The 16,839-nt window shown below is 70.3% G+C and carries 14 protein-coding genes; 6 read left to right on the top strand and 8 right to left on the bottom strand.

Annotated features, from left to right (window positions below):
* Nucleotides 1–6: 6 nt before the first annotated feature.
* The 6 genes from ABT147_RS38230 to ABT147_RS38205 all read right to left on the bottom strand — a co-directional run bounded on the left by ABT147_RS38230 (nucleotide 7) and on the right by ABT147_RS38205 (nucleotide 7,231).
* Nucleotides 7–1,023 carry an ABC transporter permease gene (locus ABT147_RS38230; RefSeq protein WP_351415138.1) on the bottom strand — a complete coding sequence of 339 codons (1,017 nt, stop codon included), beginning with the start codon at nucleotides 1,021–1,023 and terminating at the stop codon, nucleotides 7–9.
* The gene (locus tag ABT147_RS38225; RefSeq protein ID WP_351415136.1) at nucleotides 1,020–2,666 is read right to left on the bottom strand and encodes a sugar ABC transporter ATP-binding protein; all 1,647 of its coding nucleotides are present in this window, start codon (nucleotides 2,664–2,666) and stop codon (nucleotides 1,020–1,022) included. The genes ABT147_RS38230 and ABT147_RS38225 overlap by 4 nt, the downstream gene beginning before the upstream one ends.
* A gap of 202 nt (nucleotides 2,667–2,868) precedes the next feature.
* Nucleotides 2,869–4,050, bottom strand: coding sequence for an ROK family transcriptional regulator (locus ABT147_RS38220; RefSeq protein ID WP_351415134.1), 1,182 nt, complete (start codon nucleotides 4,048–4,050; stop codon nucleotides 2,869–2,871).
* A 183-nt stretch (nucleotides 4,051–4,233) separates the two neighbouring features.
* On the bottom strand, nucleotides 4,234–4,908 hold the full coding sequence (locus ABT147_RS38215) for a GntR family transcriptional regulator (protein ID WP_351415132.1): 675 nt from the start codon (nucleotides 4,906–4,908) through the stop codon (nucleotides 4,234–4,236).
* A 171-nt stretch (nucleotides 4,909–5,079) separates the two neighbouring features.
* On the bottom strand, nucleotides 5,080–6,018 hold the full coding sequence (locus ABT147_RS38210; protein WP_351415130.1) for a beta-ketoacyl-ACP synthase III: 939 nt from the start codon (nucleotides 6,016–6,018) through the stop codon (nucleotides 5,080–5,082).
* A 211-nt stretch (nucleotides 6,019–6,229) separates the two neighbouring features.
* On the bottom strand, nucleotides 6,230–7,231 hold the full coding sequence (locus ABT147_RS38205; protein ID WP_351415128.1) for a glycosyltransferase family 2 protein: 1,002 nt from the start codon (nucleotides 7,229–7,231) through the stop codon (nucleotides 6,230–6,232).
* A 94-nt stretch (nucleotides 7,232–7,325) separates the two neighbouring features.
* Between ABT147_RS38205 and ABT147_RS38200 the strand changes: the two genes are divergently transcribed.
* Both ABT147_RS38200 and ABT147_RS38195 read left to right on the top strand, forming a co-directional pair.
* Complete coding sequence (locus ABT147_RS38200; RefSeq protein WP_351415125.1) at nucleotides 7,326–7,796, top strand: GtrA family protein; 471 nt, start codon at nucleotides 7,326–7,328, stop codon at nucleotides 7,794–7,796.
* Nucleotides 7,797–7,833: 37 nt separating this feature from the next.
* Nucleotides 7,834–9,285: a hypothetical protein gene (locus ABT147_RS38195; protein WP_351415123.1), complete on the top strand. Its 1,452-nt coding sequence runs from the start codon at nucleotides 7,834–7,836 to the stop codon at nucleotides 9,283–9,285.
* A gap of 192 nt (nucleotides 9,286–9,477) precedes the next feature.
* On the opposite strand, the gene ABT147_RS47460 is transcribed toward ABT147_RS38195, so the two are convergent.
* Nucleotides 9,478–9,615, bottom strand: a complete 138-nt coding sequence (locus ABT147_RS47460; RefSeq protein ID WP_502983235.1) for an MFS transporter small subunit — start codon at nucleotides 9,613–9,615, stop codon at nucleotides 9,478–9,480.
* Nucleotides 9,581–10,915, bottom strand: coding sequence for an OFA family MFS transporter (locus ABT147_RS38190; protein ID WP_351415121.1), 1,335 nt, complete (start codon nucleotides 10,913–10,915; stop codon nucleotides 9,581–9,583). Before ABT147_RS38190 ends, ABT147_RS47460 begins: the two co-directional genes overlap by 35 nt.
* Before the next feature lie 275 nt (nucleotides 10,916–11,190).
* Here ABT147_RS38190 and ABT147_RS38185 point away from each other — a divergent pair, with 275 nt between their 5' ends.
* Genes ABT147_RS38185 through ABT147_RS38170 form a run of 4 tightly spaced genes read left to right on the top strand, consistent with a single transcriptional unit; the run spans nucleotide 11,191 to nucleotide 16,835 of the window.
* Entirely contained in the window at nucleotides 11,191–12,162 is a 972-nt protein-coding gene (locus ABT147_RS38185) for a 2-dehydropantoate 2-reductase (RefSeq protein WP_351415119.1), read from the top strand.
* Complete coding sequence (locus ABT147_RS38180; protein ID WP_502983234.1) at nucleotides 12,159–14,096, top strand: molybdopterin oxidoreductase family protein; 1,938 nt, start codon at nucleotides 12,159–12,161, stop codon at nucleotides 14,094–14,096. Before ABT147_RS38185 ends, ABT147_RS38180 begins: the two co-directional genes overlap by 4 nt.
* A gap of 8 nt (nucleotides 14,097–14,104) precedes the next feature.
* Nucleotides 14,105–15,928, top strand: a complete 1,824-nt coding sequence (locus tag ABT147_RS38175) for an NADH-ubiquinone oxidoreductase-F iron-sulfur binding region domain-containing protein (protein ID WP_351415117.1) — start codon at nucleotides 14,105–14,107, stop codon at nucleotides 15,926–15,928.
* A gap of 46 nt (nucleotides 15,929–15,974) precedes the next feature.
* Nucleotides 15,975–16,835: a 2Fe-2S iron-sulfur cluster-binding protein gene (locus ABT147_RS38170; protein WP_351415114.1), complete on the top strand. Its 861-nt coding sequence runs from the start codon at nucleotides 15,975–15,977 to the stop codon at nucleotides 16,833–16,835.
* The last annotated feature ends 4 nt before the right edge of the window (nucleotides 16,836–16,839 follow it).

Raw genomic sequence — 16,839 nt, 5'->3', positions numbered from 1 at the left:
GGTGTCTCAGGTCGTGCTTGCCGTGCGTCGCTGGACCAGGACCGCGGCGACGATGATCGCGCCCTTGGCGATCTGCTGGACATCGGTCTGCAGGTTGTTGAGCGCGAAGATGTTGGTGATCGTGGTGAAGATCAGGACGCCGAGGACGGAGCCGGTGATGGTGCCCCGGCCGCCGGTGAGCAGGGTGCCGCCGATGATCGCGGCGGCGATGGCGTCGAGTTCGTAGAGGTTGCCGTTGGTGTTCTGGCCCGAGCCGGAGAGCACGATCAGCAGGAACGCGGCGATGCCGCAGCACAGCCCGGAGAGCAGATAGAGGTACAGCCGCTGGCGGCGGACGTCGATACCCGCGAGCCGGGCCGCCTCCGCGTTGCCGCCGACGGCGACCGTGCGCCGGCCGAAGGTCGTGCGGTTCAGCAGCAGCCAGCCGATGATCGTCACGACCGCGAAGACCAGGACGAGCGGCGGGATGCCGAGGACATACGCGTCACGCTCGCCGAGGTTCAGAATGGCGTCGACGCTCACGATCTGGGTGCTGCCGTCGGTGATCTGGAGAGCGAGGCCCCGGGCCGAGGCGAGCATGGCGAGGGTGGCGATGAAGGGGACCATCCCGCCGTAGGCGATGAGCAGCCCGTTCACCAGGCCGCAGCCGACGCCGACGATCACCGCCGTGAAGAGGATGCCGGCGAAGCCGTACTCCTGGGTGGCGACGGTCGTCGCCCATACGGAGGCCAGGGCGACGATCGCGCCGACCGACAGGTCGATGCCTCCGGAGGTGATGACGAAGGTCATGCCGACGGTGACGACACCGATCACCGAGGCCTGGGTGAGGACGAGTTGGAGGTTGCGGGTGTCGAGGAATTCGTCGGGTCGGGTGGCGCCGCCGATGACGATCAGCGCGGCGAGGACGCCGAGGAGCGACAGGGTGCGGACATCCGCGCGGAACACGAGGGCACGCCAGGCCGGCGGCTCGCTCACGGGTGTCACTTTGTCGGCGCCCCGGGGCGGGGACACGGGCTGGGTCATGACGCCGGGCTCCCTTCACCGGTCACGGGGCTCGCTTCACCGGTCACGGGGCTCCCCGCGTCTGTCACAGGCCTCCCCGCACCGGTCACGGGTCTCCCCGCTCCGGCCACCGGGCTTCCGTCACTGGCCACCGGGCTTCCTTCCATCACGAGGTCGAGGACACGGTGTTCGTCGAGTTCGCGGGCGGGTGCGGTGTGCACGACGCGGCCCTCGCGCAGCACGAGCACCCGGTCGGCGAGGCCGAGGACTTCGGGCACCTCGCTGGAGACCAGCAGCACGGCGAGCCCTTCGTCGGCGAGCCGGCGGACCACCGCGTACAGCTCGGCGCGGGCCCCCACGTCGACGCCCCGGGTCGGTTCGTCGAGCAGCAGGACCCGGCAGCCGCGCAGCAGCCAGCGGGCGAGGACCGCCTTCTGCTGGTTGCCTCCGGAGAGGGTGCGGACGGGGACGTCCGGGTTGTCGGGGCGCAGGGACAGCTCACGGGTCGCGGCCCGGGCGGCGCGGTGTTCGGCGCCCCGGTCGATCCAGCCGACGCGCGCGAAGCGGGACATCGACGACACGGAGACGTTCCTGGTGACGGACTCCAGCATCAGCAGCGCCTGCGCCTTGCGCTCCTCGGGGGCGAGCCCGACCCCGGCCCGTACGGCGGCCCGTACACTCCCGGGTCTCAACTGCCGCCCGTCGACGCTCACTTGACCGGAGGACGGCTTTCGGGCGCCGTAGATCGTCTCCAGGATCTCCGACCGTCCCGAGCCGACGAGTCCGGCGAGGCCCACGATCTCGCCGGGCCGCACGTCGAGGTCGAGGGCCTCGAACTCCCCGGCGCGCGCCAGTCCCCGTACCTCCAGCACGGGCGCGGTCCCCGTCGGCGGCACGGGCGGCCGGTCCGGGAAGACGTACTCGACGTTCCGTCCGGTCATCAGCGCCACGACCTCGCGCGTCGGGGTCGACTTCGCGGGCAGCCCGCCCGCGACGGCCCGCCCGTCCTTCAGCACGGTCACCCGGTCGCCGATCCGCCGGATCTCCTCCAGTCGGTGCGAGATGTAGACGACGGCGACTCCGGCCGCGGTCAGATCCCCCACGATCCTGAACAGGTTGTCGACCTCGTCCGGGTCGAGCGCGGCCGACGGCTCGTCCATCACGATCAGCCGTACGTCGTGGGAGAGCGCCCGCGCCATGGACACGATCTGCTGCTGGGCGGCCGACAACTCCCCGACGAGCCGCGCCGGATCGACCTCGGGATGCCCGAGTCGCTTGAGAAGAGCGGCAGTTGATGCCCTGGCCGCCTTTCCCCGTACGACGAAGCCGGCGGCCGTGGGTTCATGGCCGAGGTGGACGTTCTCGGCCACCGACAGGCCCTCCACCAGGTCGAGTTCCTGGTAGATGGTGGCGACGCCGAGGCGCATGGCGGCGATCGGGGACTTCAGGGTGACGGGTTCGCCCCGCCAGGTGATCGTGCCGTCGTCGGGCTGGTGGGCGCCGGCCAGGACCTTGATCAGGGTGGACTTCCCGGCGCCGTTCTGGCCGAGCAGACAGTGGACCTCTCCGGCCTGGACGTCGAGGTCGACGCCGTCGAGGGCCCGGACTCCGGGGAACGACTTGGTGATGCCGGACATGGTGAGCAGCGGTGGTTCTGGTGCCATGAGTTCCCCTTGGCGGGCGTGCGGGCCGGTTTCAGGGCGAATCCGTCTGCTGGGCAGACGCGTTCGGGCAGGGCAGGGCAGAGCAGGGTGCGGTGCCGGTGATGGGGGCCGGTGATCGGTGTCGGTGGTGTCGCTGGCGCGGACTTGCGCGGGCTTGGCGGACTTACGCGGGCTCAGGCGGACTTACGCGGGCTACGCGGGTTTACGCGGGTGAGAACAGATGGTCGCTGATGAGGCGGGCCGCGCCGATGACTCCGGCGGCGGGCCCCAACTCCCCCAGCACGATGGGCAGATTGCCGGTCGCGAGGGGCAGTGACTGGCGGTAGACCTGGGTGCGGATGGCGGCGAGCAGGGTGTGGCCGAGGCCGGTCACCCCGCCGCCTATCACCACCAGGCCGGGGTTGAAGAAGCTGACGAGTCCGGCGATGACCTGGCCGGTGCGGTTGCCGCCCTCGCGTATCAGGTCCAGCGCGGTGGCGTCGCCGGCGGCGGCAGCGGCGGCCACGTCGACGGCGGTCAGGGTGCCGTGGGTCTCCAGGCGGGTGGCGAGTTCCGCCGAGAGTCCCTGCTGGGCCGCGTCCTTGGCGTCGCGGGCGAGCGCGGCGCCGCTGAAGTGGGCCTCCAGACAGCCCCGGTTGCCGCAGGCGCAGGGGCGGCCGTCCGGTACGGCGAGGATGTGCCCGATGTCGCCGGCGCTGCCCGTCGTACCGCGGTGGACCTCACCGCCGACGACGATGCCGCAGCCTATGCCGGTGCCGATCTTGACGCAGAGGAAGTCGCCCACGGAACGGGCCACGCCCGCGTGCTGCTCCCCCATCGCCATCAGGTTCACGTCGTTGTCGACCATGACGGGGCAGCCGAGTTCCTGGCTGAGCGCCTCGCGCACCGGGAACCCGTCCCAGCCCGGCATGATCGGCGGGGCGACGGGGACGCCCTCGGGGAAGCGGACCGGTCCGGGGACGCCGATACCGGCGCCGTCGAACCCCTCCGCGAGCCCGGAGGCCTTCAACTTGGCTGCCATGGCGAGCACTTGCTCGAAGACGGCGACGGGGCCGTCCCGTACGTCCATGGGCTGGTTGATGTGGCCGAGGATCTCCAACTCCGCGTTGGTGACGGCCACATCGATCGAGGTGGCGCCGATGTCGACACCGAGGAACCGCAGTTGTGGAGCCAGCCGGATGTTGTGCGACCGGCGTCCCCCGCGTGAGGCGGCGAGTCCGTCGGCCACGACCAGGCCGGTCTCCAGGAGCCGGTCCACCTCCACGGCCAGCTTCGACCGCGAGAGGTCCACCCGGTCCCCCAGCTGTGCGCGGGAGTTGGGACCGCCGTCGCGCAACAGCCGCAGCAGCCGCGCCTGATGCGCGTTCGCGGGTCGAGCCGTCATACGTCTCACAAGCCCCTCCCCGCCTCATCGGCACCGCCGTGCATGGCTTTCGAGGGGAACGTAGCAGTGGATGCCCGAGCCGGGAAGAAGTCGCGCAGGGATTACCGCCGACTTTCTCCACTCAGAGGACAAAGACGGGCCGGGAGTACAGCGGCGGGACGGCCCGCGTTCGTGTGCGCCCGCCTACTTCTCGCGCTCGTGATACGTCTTGCGCGTGTGCTCCGTGTGCGCGCGCATGACCTCCGTCGCGCGCTGTTCGTCCCGTGCCGAGATGGCCGTGATGAGGTCGCGGTGTTCGATCCAGGACTGGTGGCCGCGCTGGCGGGCGACGGGGGTGTAGTACCAGCGGACGCGGCGGTCGACCTGGGCGGCGAGTTCGGCGAGGACCGTGTTGCCGGCCAGTTCCATGACCTTGGCGTGGAAGCGGGCGTTCAGCGCGACGGCCGCGTCGACGTCGTCGGCCTCGACGGCCCGCTCGCCCTCCGCGCAGAGTTCCTCCAGGGCCGTGATGCCCGCCGTACCGGCGTTCGCCGCGGCGAGGCGGGCGGCTTCGGCCTCCAACAGGGTGCGGACCGTGAGGAGTTGGTCGGCCTCCGCCTCCGTCGGCTCGTGGACGAACGCGCCCTGGGCGGGCCGGAGGTCGACCCAGCCCTCGGTGTTGAGGCGTTGCAGGGCCTCGCGGACGGGCTGCCGGGACACCCCGAGGTGCCCGGCGAGTTCGCTCTCGACGAGGTGCTGGCCGGGGCGCAGCGCGCGCGTGGTGATGAGTTCGAGCAGGGCCTCGTAGACGCGGTCGCGCAGCGGGCCGGGGCGTTCGAGCCTGGGCACGGCCCCTTGCGGAAGTCCGGTCGACAACATCGGGTCCCCCTCCAGAGCACCACTGGGTGTACTGCACACGGAAAGTCGACGGCCCGTACTGGAAAGTCCACGTCAACAGCCAGTATGGATTGTCTTTCGTCTACAGTCTACGACCCGCTATGACCAGGGAAACGGCGGGTATGCCTCGTCACATCACCACGAACGCCCTGCTCACGGACAGCGGACGACCTGACCGGCGTACGACAGGTTGCCGCCGAAGCCGAAGAGGAGCACGGGGTCGCCGCTGGAGATCTCGCCGCGTTCGACGAGCTTGGAGAAGGCGAGGGGGATGCTGGCGGCCGAGGTGTTGCCGGACTCGACGACATCGCGCGCGACCACGGCGTTGACCGCGCCGATCTTCGCGGCGAGGGGCTCGATGATGCGCAGGTTGGCCTGGTGGAGGACGACGGCGGCGAGGTCGGCGGGCGTGAGCCCGGCCTTCTCGCAGGCGGCGCGGGCGATGGGCGGCAGCTTGGTGGTGGCCCAGCGGTAGACGCTCTGCCCCTCCTGCGCGAAGCGCGGCGGCGTCCCCTCGATGCGTACGGCGTTCCCCATCTCGGGTACCGATCCCCACAGCACCGGCCCGATGCCGGGCTCCTCGGCGGCCTCGACGACGGCCGCGCCCGCCCCGTCCCCGACGAGGACACAGGTGGTGCGGTCGGTCCAGTCGGTGACCTCGGACATCTTGTCGGCGCCGATGACGAGCGCCCGGGTGGCGGCGCCCGCGCGGACGGCGTGGTCGGCGGTGGCCAGGGCGTGGGTGAACCCGGCGCAGACGACGTTGATGTCCATGGCGGCCGGGTTCGGGACGGAGAGCCGGTGGGCGACCCGGGCGGCCATGTTCGGGGAGCGGTCGATGGCGGTGGAGGTGGCGACCACGACCAGGTCGATGTCCTCCGGGCCGAGGCCGGCCGAGGCGAGCGCCTTGGCGGCGGCGTGCCCGGCCAGCTCGTCGACGGGTTCGTCGGGTCCGGCGATGTGCCGGGTGCGAATGCCCACGCGGCTCGTGATCCACTCGTCACTCGTGTCGACCAGGCCCGCCAGGTCCTCGTTGGTGAGTACCTTGGCGGGCTGGTAATGGCCGACGGCGGCGATCCGCGAGCCGTTCATGGGTGGTTCCCCTCGTTGCCTGTGGTCAGCGGGATCCACCAGTCTGATCAGTGACTCACGGGTACGGGGACGGGTGAGGCGACAGTAAAGCGCGACCCGAGTTGTGGGCTTCTGTCAGAGCGTCTCCGCGAACGTGTCAGCCCGACATGGGGACGCCCGGCCGCCGCCTGCGTCCGTCACGCGGCCGTACGCGGGTCTCCGCCGGCGGGGGTCAGGGACTGCCGGAGACGTTCCGGACGGGCACGGGATCGGTGCCGGCCCGGGGCCTGGTGTGGTGCGACGAGCGGGAAGCCGGCGCCGCGTAGGCGAGGTGCACGAGCCGGGACTGTTCCTGACGCATGTGCATGAGGGACTCGAGGATGTACCCGACGAGCAGGACGAGCACCGCGATCGTCATGATCGCGGCGGCGAGGATCGCCGTGGGGATGCGCGGCACGGTGCCCGTGCGGATGAAGTCGGCGATGACGGGGATGCCGAGGACGACCGAGACGAGGGCCAACAGTGCCGCGACCACGGTGTGGACGAGCGAGGGCCGCTCGCGCCGCGCGAGATCGAGGATGACCCGCAGGATGCGCCAGCCGTCCCGGAAGGTGCGCAGTTTGCTCTCGCTCCCGGCGGGCCTGACCCGGTAGTCCACCGGCACCTCCGCCGTGGGGAGCCGGAGGTGGAGTGCGTGGATGGTCATCTCGGTTTCGGTCTCGAACTGGCGGGCCAGTGCCGGGAAGGATTTGACGAAACGCCGCGAGAAGACACGGTAGCCGCTCAGCATGTCGGTCACGTCGTTGCCGAACAGGGACCGCACCGCACCCGTGAGCAGCTTGTTGCCGGTCGCGTGTCCCGCCCGGTAGGCGGCACTGACCGTCTCGCGGCGGGCGCCGACCACCTGGTCGTACGGCCCCTCGAAGAGCAGGTTGACCAGGTCGCGCGCCCGGGACGCGTCGTAGGTGTCGTCACCGTCGATGATGAGCAGGGCGTCGGCCTCGACATCGGCGAAGGCACGCCGGATGACGTTGCCCTTTCCCTTGCGCGGTTCTTCCCGGACGATCGCGCCCGCCTCGCGGGCGACCTCCACCGTGCGGTCGGTCGAGGCGTTGTCGTACACGTAGATGTCCGCCTCGGGGAGTGCCGCCCGCAGGTCGAGCACCACCTTGCCGACAGCCGCCTCCTCGTTGTGACACGGCACGACACACGCGATCGTCGGTTGCACGGCCACTCCTTACCCGAACCGGCGTGGAATTACGATAGGAAATAATGCGATATGGGCGCGTCCGGGCGGTGAGGGCGCGCCGTGTCGTTACTCTCTCCGTGTGCCGGTCCTCGCTTCTGTGACGCTGCGTGCGCGTGACGCCGTCAGGGGCGTCTGGCGCGAGGCCGCCGCGTTCGGGGTGGTCGGGGCGCTGGCCTTCGTCGTGGACAACGGCGGCTACAACCTGCTGGTCTTCGGTCTTCCCGGCGGCGCGGAGGGTGGTGTGATGCGAGCCGCCCCCGTGTGGGCGTCCGTCCTCGCGACGGGCGCCGCGGCGCTCTTCAGCTGGGTGGGGAACCGCTACTGGACCTACCGCCACCGGCATCGCGAGAAGGTGACTCAGGAGCTGACCCTGTTCCTGTTCGTGAACGTTGCCGGTGTCGCCATCACGGCGGGGACGGTCTTCACCTCACGGCATCTGCTCGGGCTGGAATCGGTGTTCAGCGACAACGCCGCCCGCGTCTTCGGCTGGGTCCTCGCCACCCTGTTCCGCTTCTTCGCCTACCGGCGCTACGTCTTCGTCGCGCCCTGATCCGTACGGTTCGGTCGACGCTGTTAGCATCCGCCGCATGGGACAAAAGGTACGGATTCAGGGCGAAACGCTCTGGGTCTGGTGGCTGGCCGCTCTTGCCGTGGCGTGTTGTCTGGTCACGACCATCGTCTTCGCCCCCGGGTACATGAGTCCCGACAGCATCGACCAGCTCCGGCAGGCCATGGGCAGGACGCCATTGACCGACTGGCATCCGCCCGTGCTGAGCCTTGTGTGGCGTGCGCTCATCGCCGTCACCGGCACGCCCTCGTCCATGGCCGTCCTTCAGTCCGTCATCTTCTGGGGCGCGCTGTGGGTGGTTGCCTGGTGCGTCTGGGAACTGACCGCGAGCCGCGCCGGTTCGCTCGCCGTCCTCTGCCTCGGCCTGACTCCCCCCGTCCTGACGTTCGTCGGCGTGGTCTGGAAGGATGTCCACGTGGCCGGCGCGCTGCTCGCCGCCTGCGCGGTGGCGTTGGTCGGGCTACGGCTTCGAGACAGCCGCCTTCCCCCCGCGATGCGCTGGGGTCTGCTGTGGCTGGGCGTGCTCTTCCTCGCCTACGCCATGCTCGTGCGCAAGAACGCCTTCCTGGCCGCGATTCCGATGTTCGTCCTGCTCGTCCTCGCGCTGTGGCGCTCCCCCGGGCGCCGTACCTGGGCCAAGTGCGCAGCGGCACTCGTGGCCGGGATCGTACTGCCCGCGGCCGCGATCTCCTGGTTCGTACGGCCCGTACAGACGGATCAGGGCGCGCAGATCATGCTCGACGACCTGATCCACGTCCTGACCGTGGAGGAACTGCGGTCGGCGAACGTCCCGCCGGAACTTCGAGACCGCCTCGTGGCCGCCGCCGAGGAATGCGACCGCATCGGTGCCCTGTCGGACGCCTACTGGGCCTGCTACGAACGCCCGGCGGACGGATTGACCGGGGATTCGGACCACATGACGTCCCTGTGGCTGCGCGAGATGCGCGGACACGTTTCCGGCTATCTCCAGTACCGGCTGCGGCTCTTCGCGGCCCTGCTCTTCGAGACCGGCTACCCGTACCAGCCGGGGGTCTTCGGCAACGACCTCGGAATCGAAGTGGCACGCCCCCGGCTGGAAGACACCCTCGACTCGTACATCAACGGCACGGCCACGGATCTGCGGCCGCTCTTCCGGGGGTGGTTCTGGCTCGCTGTCGCGCTCGTGCTCGTCGTCCGTCCGGGCAGGGGGACGTTCTCCCTGCCGATCCGGGCGCTGGGCATCAGTTCGATGACCTATGTCCTCGGCTACCTGCCCATCATGCCGGCGACGAACTACCGCTACATCTACTGGTCGGCGCTCGCCTGCACGCTCGGTCTCCTCCTGCTCTGGCTGGACCGTGGCACCACCGATCCGACCGATCCGACCACGTCCGGCTCCGACGTCACGCGAACCGGCTCAGCCGTCACACTCCACCCTGCCGTGACGGCGCGTCAGCCGACGGACCCCGAGAACCAGTCCGCGACACAATGAAACCCCCGCACCGTCAGCGAACCACGGCGCGATACGGCCAGTCGAGCGGAGAGTCCCGTGCCCGGGGCACCCTGATACTCCGGGCTCACGATCACGGCCTTCGTGCTGGTTCCTTCACCCCTGTGGGGGCGCGAGGGATCAGACGAAGGCCGCTCTCACGTCCGCTGAACTACGAGAACGCCGTCCGAGCGCTCACCCGGTGAACAATTGCGTGGCCTTCCGTACGAGTTCGTACAGTCCGTAGACGAGCGGCACCCCCACCCACACCCAGGCGAAGACGATCAGCGGTCGCCGGTCAGGCGGATTCGGAACGCTGTCGCTGGACGACATCGGCGGCCTCCCTCGGGGCGGGGATGTGGAAGCGGGGGTGGACGGGCCGGACCAGCTCGTTGGCGACGAAACCGATCACCAGCAGCCCGATCATGATGAAGAAGGACATGCCGTAGAGGTCGGGGCCGGACTTGCCCGCCTCCTCCTGACGGTCCGCGATCCAGTTGACGATCAGCGGTCCGAGGACACCGGCCGTGGACCAGGCGGTGAGCAGCCGGCCGTGGATGGCGCCGACCTGATAGGTGCCGAAGAGGTCCTTCAGATACGCGGGGATCGTGGCGAAGCCGCCGCCGTAGAAGGACAGGATGACCAGGGCACAGATGATGAACAGCGGCTTGGCGGAGTCGCCGAACAGCGCGATCAGCAGGTACATCAGCGCGCCCACGCCCAGATAGACGCGGTAGATGTTCTTGCGCCCGATCAGGTCGGACGTCGACGACCAGACGATACGGCCGGTCATGTTGGCCGCGGAGAGCAGGGCGACGAACCCGGCGGCGGCGGTGACGGTCACCGGGGTGGAGGAGTCGGCGAAGAAGTCCGTGATCATGGGGGCGGCCTTCTCCAGGATGCCGATGCCCGCCGAGACGTTCATACAGAGGATGACCCACAGGCACCAGAACTGCGGGGTGCGGATGGCGTTGCGGGCCGAGACCTGCGGGCCCGCGAGGACGCTCGGTCCGCTCTCGACCGGCTTCTCCGTCCGCGGCACCCGGACCAGCAGTACGCCGAGCAGCATGAACACGGCGTACGACAGGCCGTGCACCAGGAAGGCGACGGCGATGCCGGAGGAGTCGGAGCCGAAGGACTCCAGCATCTGCGCGGACCACGGCGAGGCGATGAGCGCGCCGCCGCCGAAGCCCATGATCGCGATACCGGTGGCCATGCCCGGTCTGTCGGGGAACCACTTGATCAGGGTCGAGACGGGGGAGATGTAGCCGATGCCGAGGCCGATGCCGCCGACGAAGCCGTAACCGAAGACGATCAGCCAGTACTGCTCGGTGGCGGCGCCCAGCGAGGCGAGCAGGAATCCGGAGGAGAAGCAGATCAGCGCCACGGTCATCGCCCAGCGCGGCCCGTTGCGCTCGACGAGGGTGCCGCCGAACGCGGCGGACAGGCCCAGCATGACGATGCCGAGCTGGAAGGGCAGGGCGCTCTGGGTGCCACTGAGGCCGAGCGCGGATTCGAGCGGGGGCTTGAAGACGCTCCAGGCGTAGGCCTGCCCGATGGAGAGATGGACGGAGAGCGCGGCCGGGGGTACGAGCCAACGGCTCCAGCCCGGGGGTGCGACGGGGGGACTCATGATCCCGGACGGTAGGGAGTGGCAGGAGGGTTGAAAAGGCGGCGCGGCGACCGTGTGCGGTGAGCGGTATCCACCGCGCGCCGAACGGTCGTTCCCCGGCCACCGTCACCTCGGTTCATGTCCGAGTAATGACTTGCCCGGCCGTTGCGTGAACCCTTGTCGACCCAACCTCCATACTGTAGACAATATTTCGTCGACACAGTTCGCCGGAGTTCATCGAGCCCGGCAGTGCGCCATCTCCGCGGTATCCCTCGACCGAACGGAGCTCCCTCACCATGAAAGTCGCAGTTCTCGGCGCCGGTGCGATCGGCGCCTATGTCGGCGCCGCGCTCCACCGCGCCGGCGCGGACACGCATCTCGTCGCCCGTGGACCGCATCTCGCGGCCATGAGGCGGGACGGGGTGCGGGTGCTCAGCGCGCGCGGGGACTTCACCGCCCGCGTCCACTCGACCGACGACCCGGCCGAGATCGGCCCGGTCGACTTCGTCTTCCTCGGCCTCAAGGCCCACTCGTACGCGGCGTGCGGGCCGCTGATCGAGCCCTTGCTGCACGGCACCACGGCGGTGGTCGCCGCCCAGAACGGCATTCCCTGGTGGTACTTCCACCGGCACGGCGGCCCGCACGACGGCCACCGTGTCGAGAGCGTGGACCCGGACGGCGCGGTCAGTGCGGTGCTCGCGCCCGAACGGGCCGTCGGCTGCGTGGTCTACGCGGCCACCGAACTCGAAGGACCGGGTGTCGTACGGCACTTGGAAGGCACCCGGTTCTCCATCGGCGAGCCGGACCGTACGGTCTCGGCGCGCTGCCGGGCCTTCAGCGAGGCCATGGTCGCCGGTGGCCTGAAGTGTCCGGTGGAGCCCGACCTCCGGGGCGATATCTGGATCAAGCTGCTCGGCAACATCTCCTTCAACCCGATCAGCGCCCTGGCCCGGGCGACCATGCGGCAGATGTGTCTGCACGGCGGCACCCGCAAGGTCATCGAGACGATGATGGCCGAGACGCTGGCCGTCGCCGAGGCCCTGGGCTGCGAGGTCGGGGTCTCCATCGAACGGCGGATGGCCGGCGCCGAACGCGTCGGCGACCACCGCACCTCCACGCTCCAGGACCTGGAGCGCGGCAGACCGCTGGAGCTCGACGTCCTCCTGGCCGCCGTCGTCGAGCTGGCGGACATCACGGGTGTCGAGGTGCCCACACTCCGCACCGTCCACGCCATCTCGGACCTGCTCGCGCTGAGGAGTGCCGCATGACGAACATGATGAACAGGAAGAAACGGCAACCGAAGACCTACACCCGGCTCACGCATCCCCTCGTCCGCGACTCCCGTGACGAGCCCTTCCGGCAGGCGAGTTGGGAGGAGGCGCTGGACCGGGCCGCCCGGGGCATCGCGCGCAACCGCGGCGCGTTCGGCATGTTCTCGTGCGCCCGCGCCACGAACGAGATGAACTACGTGGCGCAGAAGTTCGCCCGTGTGGTCATGGGCACCAACAACGTCGACTCCTGCAACCGGACCTGCCACGCGCCCAGCGTCGCCGGCCTCTCCGCCGCCTTCGGCTCCGGCGGCGGCACCTCGTCCTACGAGGAGATCGAGCACACCGACGTCATCGTGATGTGGGGCTCCAACGCCCGCTTCGCACACCCGATCTTCTTCCAGCACGTACTGAAGGGCATCCACAACGGCGCCCGGATGTACGCGGTCGATCCGCGCCGGACCTCCACCGCCGAGTGGGCGGAGAGCTGGATGGGCCTGAACGTCGGCACGGACATCCCGATGGCCCACGCGATCGGCCGCGAGATCATCCACGCGGGCCTCGCCAACGAGGCGTTCATCGAGCGGGCGACGACCGGCTTCGACGAGTACCGGGCGCTCGTCGAGCCCTGGACTCTGTCGCTCGCCGAGAAGGTGACGGGCGTACCGGCCGCCGCGATACGGCAGTTGGCGCACGCGTACGCCCGGGCCGAGCGCGCCCAGCTGTGCTGGACGCTCGGCATCACCGAGCACCACAACGGCACCGACAACGTCCGCGCGCTGATCAACCTGTCGCTGCTGACCGGGCACGTGGGCCGCTACGCCTCCGGGCTGCAGCCCCTGCGCGGCCAGAACAACGTGCAGGGCGGCGGCGACATGGGCGCCATCCCCAACCGGCTGCCCGGCTTCCAGGACATCCTCGACCCCGGCACCCGGCTGAAGTTCGAGTCGGCGTGGGACACCGTCATCCAGCCGCACTACGGGCTGAACCTGACGGAGATGTTCGAGGCCATGGAGGAGGGCTCGCTGAAGGCCGTGTACTGCGTCGGGGAGAACCCGGCGCAGTCGGAGGCCGACAGCGAGCAGGCCGTACGGCGGATGCGGGAGCTGGACTTCCTCGTCGTCCAGGACATCTTCCTGACGAAGACCGCCGAGCTGGCGGACGTCGTACTGCCCGCGACCGCCGGGTGGGCGGAGACCGACGGCACGACCACCAACAGCGAGCGCCGGGTTCAGCGGGTGCGCAAGGCGGTCACCCCGCCCGGGGAGGCCCGCGAGGACATCGACATCCTCTGCGACCTGGCCTCCCGGCTCGGGCACGAGTGGAAGTACGCCGACACCGAGGCCGTCTGGAACGAGCTGCGGTCGCTGTCGCCGGACCACTACGGGATGACCTACGAGCGGCTGGAGCGGGAGCAGGGCATCCAGTGGCCCTGCCCGGACACGGACAGGCTCGAACCGACCTATCTGCACGGCCGGTTGTGGGATCCCGACCCGGCGAAACGGGGCAGGCTCGCGCCCTTCGGGATCGTCCGGCACGATCCGCCGGTGGATCTGACGGACGAGCGGTTCCCGATCCGGCTGACCACCGGGCGACGGCTCGACTCGTACAACACCGGTGTGCAGAGCGGTGGTTACGCCTCGCCGCTGCGGCGCGGGGAGTACATCGAGCTGTGCCCGGAGGACGCGGAGCGGTACGGGGTCGTGGTGGGCGAGGAGGTCCAGGTGTCCTCGCGGCGCGGATCGGTGGTGGCACCGGTGTGGATCGATCTCGCGCTGCGGCCGGGCCTCGCCTTCATGACCATGCACTTTCCCGACGAGGTGGACACCAACCAGCTGACGATCGAGGCCAATTGCCCGATCGCGGGCACGGCGGAGTTCAAGGCGTCGGCGATCCGGATCGAGAAGCTGCCCGTCACGGCCGTGAGGAGCTGAGACAGGACATGGATCTGCACTTCGGTGACAGCAAACCCACCGACGAGGAGAAGGCGGCGGTCGACGCGCTGCTGGGGCCGCCGGAGTCCTCCTGGGAGGGCGCGGACCGTTCCGACGCGGACCTTCGCTGGGCGCGGGGCGGCCGGGAGGCCCGGGAGCGCCGTGACCTGCTGTTGCCGGGGCTGCACGCGATCAACGACCGGATCGGCTGGATCAGCGAGGGCGCGCTGGACTACCTCTGCCGGCGGCTGACCGTGCCGCCGGCGGAGGCGTACGGCGTCGCCACGTTCTACGCGATGTTCTCCGTCAAGCCGCGTCCCGCGACCGTGCTGCACGTGTGCACGGACCTGGCGTGCGCGGCTTCCGGGGCGGCGGAGCTGTGCGCCGGCGTCGAGGCCCGCCTCGGCCCGGGCAGCGGGGTCCACGTGGAGCGGAGCCCGTGTCTGGGGCTGTGCGAGCGGGCACCGGCCGCCCTCGCGATCAAGTCCGGGGACCCCGTACGGACGGCGGTGTCGGCGCCGGCGACCGTCGAGGCTGCCGTCCTCGCGGCGAGCGCGCCCGACTCGGCGGACGAGGAGCCGCCGACCGCGACGGCGGTCCCCCAGGCGGGAGACCCGGGTCTCACCCTCCTCTCCCGTATCGGCGTCGCCGACCCCGCCTCCCTCGACGACTACCGCGCCCACGGCGGCTACACGGCCCTGCGCCGGGCCTTCGAGCTGGGCCCCGCCGGAGTCATCCGGGAGGTCACCGACTCGGGCCTGGTCGGACGGGGCGGCGCCGCCTTCCCCACCGGCCGGAAGTGGCAGGCCACGGCGTCCCAGCCCGACCACCCCCACTACCTCGTCTGCAACGCGGACGAATCCGAGCCGGGCACCTTCAAGGACCGCGTGATCATGGAGGGGGACCCGTTCGCCCTGGTCGAGGCGATGACCATCGCCGCGTACGCGACCGGCGCGCACAAGGGCTACCTGTATCTGCGGGGCGAGTACCCCCGGGCACTGCACCGGCTGGAGCACGCCCTCGCCCAGGCCCGCGCCCGGGGCCTGCTCGGCGACGACGTCCTCGGCCAGGGGTACGCCTTCGACATCGAGATCCGCCGGGGCGCGGGCGCCTACATCTGCGGTGAGGAGACGGCCCTCTTCAACTCCATCGAGGGCTATCGGGGCGAGCCGCGCTCGAAGCCGCCGTTCCCGGTGGAGAAGGGCCTGTTCGGCAAGCCGACGGTGGAGAACAACGTCGAGACGCTCGTCAACGTCCTGCCGGTCCTCACCATGGGCGCCCCGGCGTACGCGGCCGTCGGCACCGCCCGCTCCACCGGGCCGAAGCTGTTCTGCGTGTCGGGCAGCGTGGACCGGCCCGGCATCTACGAGCTGCCCTTCGGGGCGACGCTCGGCGATCTGCTGACGCTCGCCGGGGTCCGCGACCGGCTGCGGGCCGTCCTCCTCGGCGGCGCGGCCGGTGGCTTCGTACGGCCCGACGAGCTGGACATCCCGCTCACCTTCGAGGGGACCCGGGAGGCGGGCACCACGCTCGGCTCGGGGGTGGTGATGGCCTTCGACGACACGGTCCCGCTGCCCCGGCTGCTGCTGCGGATCGCGGAGTTCTTCCGGGACGAGTCCTGCGGCCAGTGCGTGCCCTGCCGGGTCGGGACCGTACGGCAGGAGGAGGCGCTGCACCGGATCGTCGAGCGGACCGGAGCGGCCGCGGCCGGGGACATCGCCCTGCTCAGGGAGGTCGGCCGCGCGATGCGGGACGCCTCGATCTGCGGTCTCGGGCAGACCGCGTGGAACGCCGTGGAATCCGCCATCGACCGTCTGGGGGCGTACGAATGACCGCGCAGCGTCGTGAGCGTCGCGACCGTCGAACGGGAGCCGCCGTATGACCGTGATCCCGCTGGGAGTGCCACGTCGCCTCCTGGAGTTCACCATCGACGGGGAGCCCGTCCGCGCCCCCGAGGGCTCGACGATCCTCGACGCCTGCCGGGCCGCCGGCAAGGACGTCCCCACCCTCTGCCAGGGCGACACCCTCGCCCCGAAGAACGCCTGCCGGGTCTGTGTCGTCGAGGTCGAGGGGGCCAGGACCCTCGTCCCGGCCTGCTCCCGCAAGGCCGAGCCCGGGATGGAGGTGAGGACCGACACCGAGCGCGCCCGGCACAGCCGCAAGATCGTCCTCGAACTCCTCGCCTCCTCGGTCGACCTCTCCACGACCCCGCGGGTGGCCGAGTGGATCAAGGAGTACGAGGCGAAACCGGACCGCTTCGGCCCCGACGCGGCCCGGCTGAACGAGGAACCCAAGGTCGACAACGAGCTGTACGTACGGGACTACGACAAGTGCATCCTGTGTTACAAGTGCGTGGACGCCTGCGGGAACCAGTGGCAGAACTCGTTCGCGATCTCGGTCGCCGGGCGGGGCTTCGACGCGCGGATCGCCGTCGAGCACGACGCGCCGCTGACCGACTCCGCCTGTGTGTACTGCGGGAACTGCATCGAGGTCTGCCCGACGGGCGCGCTGTCCTTCAAGTCGGAGTTCGACATGCGGGCGGCGGGCACCTGGGACGAGTCGGCGCAGACGGCGACGACCACGGTGTGCGCGTACTGCGGTGTGGGCTGCAACCTCACACTCCATGTGCAGGACAATGACATCGTGAAGGTCACCTCGCCGCACGACAACCCGGTGACCCACGGCAACCTCTGCATCAAGGGCCGCTTCGGCTACCAGCACGTACAGAACCGGGACTGAGACA

The sequence above is a fragment of the Streptomyces sp. NPDC001868 genome (genome assembly GCF_040297125.1).
Taxonomy (GTDB): Bacteria; Actinomycetota; Actinomycetes; order Streptomycetales; family Streptomycetaceae; genus Streptomyces.
This window is presented reverse-complemented; position numbering and strand designations above follow the sequence as displayed.

Coding starts and splice junctions, on each gene's coding strand:
- ABT147_RS38170 (WP_351415114.1), top strand. CDS start 15,975: ATGACCGTGATCCCGCTGGGAGTGCCACGTCGCCTCCTGGAGTTCACC.
- ABT147_RS38210 (WP_351415130.1), bottom strand. CDS start 6,018: ATGAACGGCTCGCGGATCGCCGCCGTCGGCCATTACCAGCCCGCCAAG.
- ABT147_RS38195 (WP_351415123.1), top strand. CDS start 7,834: ATGGGACAAAAGGTACGGATTCAGGGCGAAACGCTCTGGGTCTGGTGG.
- ABT147_RS47460 (WP_502983235.1), bottom strand. CDS start 9,615: ATGTCGTCCAGCGACAGCGTTCCGAATCCGCCTGACCGGCGACCGCTG.
- ABT147_RS38180 (WP_502983234.1), top strand. CDS start 12,159: ATGACGAACATGATGAACAGGAAGAAACGGCAACCGAAGACCTACACC.
- ABT147_RS38190 (WP_351415121.1), bottom strand. CDS start 10,915: ATGAGTCCCCCCGTCGCACCCCCGGGCTGGAGCCGTTGGCTCGTACCC.
- ABT147_RS38215 (WP_351415132.1), bottom strand. CDS start 4,908: ATGTTGTCGACCGGACTTCCGCAAGGGGCCGTGCCCAGGCTCGAACGC.
- ABT147_RS38185 (WP_351415119.1), top strand. CDS start 11,191: ATGAAAGTCGCAGTTCTCGGCGCCGGTGCGATCGGCGCCTATGTCGGC.
- ABT147_RS38225 (WP_351415136.1), bottom strand. CDS start 2,666: ATGGCACCAGAACCACCGCTGCTCACCATGTCCGGCATCACCAAGTCG.
- ABT147_RS38175 (WP_351415117.1), top strand. CDS start 14,105: ATGGATCTGCACTTCGGTGACAGCAAACCCACCGACGAGGAGAAGGCG.
- ABT147_RS38230 (WP_351415138.1), bottom strand. CDS start 1,023: ATGACCCAGCCCGTGTCCCCGCCCCGGGGCGCCGACAAAGTGACACCC.
- ABT147_RS38220 (WP_351415134.1), bottom strand. CDS start 4,050: ATGACGGCTCGACCCGCGAACGCGCATCAGGCGCGGCTGCTGCGGCTG.